This window comes from Acinetobacter sp. UBA3025, assembly GCF_002367915.1.
Lineage (GTDB): Bacteria > Pseudomonadota > Gammaproteobacteria > Pseudomonadales > Moraxellaceae > Acinetobacter.
In genome coordinates, this window is record NZ_DFDO01000035.1 from 1 (window position 1) to 4,234 (window position 4,234).

Annotated in this window: 4 protein-coding genes; 2 read left to right on the forward strand and 2 right to left on the reverse strand. The window is 42.7% G+C overall.

Annotated features, from left to right (window positions below):
• The first annotated feature begins 87 nt into the window (after positions 1 to 87).
• Positions 88 to 801, forward strand: coding sequence for a glycosyltransferase (locus B4J23_RS01515; protein WP_291358542.1), 714 nt, complete (start codon positions 88 to 90; stop codon positions 799 to 801).
• A gap of 204 nt (positions 802 to 1,005) precedes the next feature.
• Complete coding sequence (locus B4J23_RS01520) at positions 1,006 to 2,253, forward strand: MFS transporter (RefSeq protein ID WP_291358544.1); 1,248 nt, start codon at positions 1,006 to 1,008, stop codon at positions 2,251 to 2,253.
• A gap of 31 nt (positions 2,254 to 2,284) precedes the next feature.
• Here the strand turns inward: B4J23_RS01520 and B4J23_RS01525 are convergent, their stop codons facing one another.
• Together B4J23_RS01525 and otsB are read right to left on the reverse strand one after the other, a co-directional pair.
• Positions 2,285 to 3,718 (reverse strand): alpha,alpha-trehalose-phosphate synthase (UDP-forming), encoded by a 1,434-nt coding sequence (locus B4J23_RS01525; RefSeq protein ID WP_291358546.1) that lies wholly within the window; start codon positions 3,716 to 3,718, stop codon positions 2,285 to 2,287.
• Positions 3,711 to 4,234, reverse strand: a 524-nt coding sequence (gene otsB, locus B4J23_RS01530) for a trehalose-phosphatase (RefSeq protein ID WP_291358548.1), incomplete at its 5' end; no start/stop codon positions are given. The genes B4J23_RS01525 and otsB, both read right to left, overlap by 8 nt.

Below are 4,234 nucleotides of genomic sequence, written 5' to 3' on the forward strand. Positions count from 1 at the left end.
AAAATGTTCACAACTTCAGGAACCTGATTTTCTAATTGATGTCTGGATGAATAGCCCACAATCTGTGGCAGAGCAAGAGGGCCTTAAATGAATAAAATTGGCGTGGTTATTCCTGCCTGTAATGAAGAAGCCTTTATAGAACGCTGCTTGCTGGCCTTAAAAAAAGCACAATTTGAATTTTATCAATACCTTGGTTCATCAGGAAATATTCCCGAGATTAAGATTTTAGTTGTCTTAGACAGTTGTACCGATCAAACCGCGATCAAAGCGATGCGACTGGGGGTGGACGTCATTAGTTGTGACTTTCGTTCAGTGGGTAAGACCCGTCATTTAGGAGTCCAAAAAGTAATTGAACAAGGATGCGACTGGATCTGTTGTACTGATGCGGATTCAAGTGTACAGGAAGACTGGTTCAAAGCCATGTGGAAGCACCAACCCACTGACGCAATTTGTGGGGTCGTTGAAGTGGACGAATGGAAAAATTTAAGCTTGGAAGCCCGACTAAAATATTTAGGCCACTATCAGGATAAAATGGATCATCGCCATATTCATGGGGCAAATTTATGTTTTAAAACAAGTATATATAATGATTTTAATGGGTTTCGCCAGCTAGATTGTCATGAAGATGTCGACTTTGTTCGCCGTTTACAACAGGCAGGAGTCGACATTACCTGGTCCAATCAGTTGAGGGTAGCGACCAGTAGTCGACTACAATCAAAAGTTACTGAAGGTTTCGCCTGTTTTTTACAAAATCTTGAGTTACAGGAAGCAATGAAAAAACCGATCAGCGTATACAAATAAAACTATAAAATTATAAATTTTATACAATCAATTACTTGTAAAAAATTTAAAAATTCATCTCTAAAAGCTATTTCATTTAGAAAAATTCTGTTTATAATTCACACAAATTAAGCCCTGCTACTTATATTTTTAAGCTATAAGTTCGCGGGGTTTTTCTATGGATGATCGGTAATGGATGCCTGAGCTCTTTCTTTTGGAATGACAATGTTAAATTCACAGCTAATTTCTCGTCTTCAGTCTCCATCACCGTATCTCTGGCAGAAAATTGCCACTGCACTGTGTTTTTTTAGTCTAGGTTTTAGTACAGCTGCCTGGGCGCCATTAATTCCTTATGCGCAGCAGCGCTTATTGCTGAACCATGCTGACTTTGGTTTACTTTTGCTATGTGCCGGAGTGGGTTCAATGCTGGCAATGCCATTGGCAGGTCGTATGGCAAGCAAGTTTGGCTGCCGTACAGTACTGGCTGTTATTCTGGCTGCATTTCTATTCATCTTGCCAGCGCTAGCGATTAGCCCTACCAGCTTGATGATGGCAATTACCCTGTTTTTCTTTGGTGCCAGTGCTGGTGCTTTGGGGGTAACCGTAAATATTCAGGCTGCCCAGATTGAAAAACTTATGGATAAAAGCTTGATGTCGGGTTTCCATGGCGTATGTAGCTTGGGTGGTCTGGTTGGTGTATTGGGCATGACCACGTTAATGGGATTTGGTCTGGCACCTTTAACTGGCGCACTGGTCGTAAGTGTGATGTTGCTTGCGATTGCAATGCTGGCAATCCCATTCTGTTTAGGTGGTCAGTCATCAACTACAGAAGAAACTAATACAGCTACAGCAAAACCTGCGAAAAAAGCGCTACCAACATTCGCAATTTTAGGTATTGGTCTGATCTGTTTTGTATCCTTCCTGTCTGAAGGTGCAGCAATGGACTGGAGCGGTATTTATCTGGCAACCCAGTTTAATGTACCTGCAGCGCATACCGGTTTGGCTTATAGTTTCTTTGCTGGCTTAATGGTTCTTGGACGTTTTAGCGGTCATCTCATCATTCAAAGCTTGGGTGAAAAAATCACTATTTTACTAAGTGCTTTACTGGCTGCAGCAGGCTTATTCATGGTGATCTTTGCACCAGTATGGCAAGTCGTTTTAACCGGTTATGCGATCTTGGGTCTAGGTAGTGCCAACATCGTTCCGTTAATGTTCTCTCGTGCAGGCCGCCAAAAATCTATGGCTTCTCATGTAGCATTATCTTATGTATCGGTATTTGCTTACACTGGCTCATTGATCGGACCAGCCCTCGTAGGTTTCGGTAGTGAAATTATTGGCTTACGTTTAGTGTTTACAGTGATCGCAGTTGCTTTAATGAGCATTGTAATCCTAAACCATCTGACTGCCGGTCACAAAGAATCAGAAAAAGCAGAAGGTCTTATTGCCGGCCTAGACCACAAAACACCAGCATAAAGCTGGTGTTTTTTTATAGGTTTTTTAGACTTTAGGCATGCATATTGAACTGGGTCGAAATGCCTTTGGCCACTGGTCGATAAATTCGTAAGCTTTGTGATTTTTTCAGGTCCGACAGGAACTGATCACGCCAGCGAATGATATCGAAATTCTTCAAGCCTTGCTGTAAATAGCGATAACGTTCCAAACGTTCCGACTTCGGCATACGCAAGGCTCTTTTCAAGGCTTTGGCCATACTGTCCTGATCATAAGGATCGACCAGCAAAGCTTCTTTCATTTGCTCGGCAGCCCCAGCATATTTAGATAGAATCAATACCCCTGGATCTAATGGATCTTGCGCAGCAATATATTCTTTGGCGACCAGATTCATCCCGTCACGGATTGAATTCACCCAGCAAATATCCGCCTTACGATAGAGCTGCATCAGGGCTTCATGACCCAAAGTGTCATAGCTACAGTCAAAAGGCAGCCAGTCTGCATTGCCATGCTGATGGTTTAAATTCTGCACCGCAGCCTGGAACTGTTCATAAAGTTTTTTATAGCTGTTCACATCTAGTCGACATGGGCAGGCAATCTGTAATTGCTGGAACTGATTTTTAAATTCAGGCTGTTCATCCAGCAACTCCTGGAATGCATGAATTTTCTCCAGCAGCCCTTTACTGTAATCAATCCGGTCAACCGAAATAATGGTCTTATGGGCATGTGCTTTATCCAGATCAAAGGGCAGGTCAGTGACTTGGCTCTCAGCAGCCTGCTTCTGAATCTGCGCCGGGTGTACACCGATTGGATAAGCTTTCACATAAATCCGTTTAGACTGATAACTCAGGATTTCATCATTGCGATGTTGGATATTTAATACCTGTTCCAGGAAATCAATACAGTTGGCCTGATCGCGTGGAGTTTGCAGACCGATGACATCAAAATCTCCCAGATGTCGGGCCAGTTCCTGATAAGGAGGCAGCGTTTGCCAAAGTTTCAGTTCGGGGAAAGGAATATGCAGGAAGAACCCAATCCGGTTGCGCATGCCTAATTTACGGCAGTAATGCGCTACACTCAGAAAATGATAATCATGAATCCAGATGATGTCATGCGGTGAAGCCACCTGTTTCAGGTGTTTGGCAAAACGCAAATTGACATCTTTATAGGTTTTAAAATCCTGCGGCTGATATTCAACACGTTGATGCTGGTCATGCATTAACGGCCATAAGGCATTATTAGAAAAACCACAATAATAACCCTGGTACTGGGCTTCGCTCAGTGCACTGGTATGATATTCCACATTCTGATGTTTCAGAATCTGAAATTTCTGTTCCTTGTTCTGGTCAACTCTGGAGCCATTCCATCCAACCCAGATACCGCCTATATCTTGCAATGCATCCTGCAATGCAACAGCCAATCCACCAGCCTTCATACTTTCTGGGTTAGGTAGATTCACACGGTTTGATAACACAATGAGTTTAGACATGTGATTTCTCCAATCGTTGTTGTTCTTGTACTTCAATTACCTTTAAAAATTCTTTCAGGAAGGCCTGAACTTGAGAGACGTTTTCCAGTCTGTACCGTGCTAGGGTCTGGCCAGGGCCTACTTTGATTGAGCAGCCGTGAAGGGCATTGATGACCTTGAATCCGGCTTCATCGGTCAGGTCATCGCCGATAAACATGGGATAATGATCAGTGAGATGGTATTGCTGAATAATCTGTTGAATCGCTGAACCTTTATTTGCACCTTTGGGCACCAGTTCAAAAACATACTTGCCAGCTTTTAACTCAAAGTCTGAAAACTGATTGAGACATTCCAGCGCAAAGGCATGTACGCGATCTTCCAGTTGAGGATGTTCACGAAAATGTAGCGCAACAGAATAATCTTTAACCTCGATCCGCAAATCAGGGATTTGAACTGCCTGTTCCTGAATATATTGTTTTAGGGCTTGTAGCTGCGGCTTATTTAAAGAGATTAATGTCTTTAAATCAGCTTGATAGA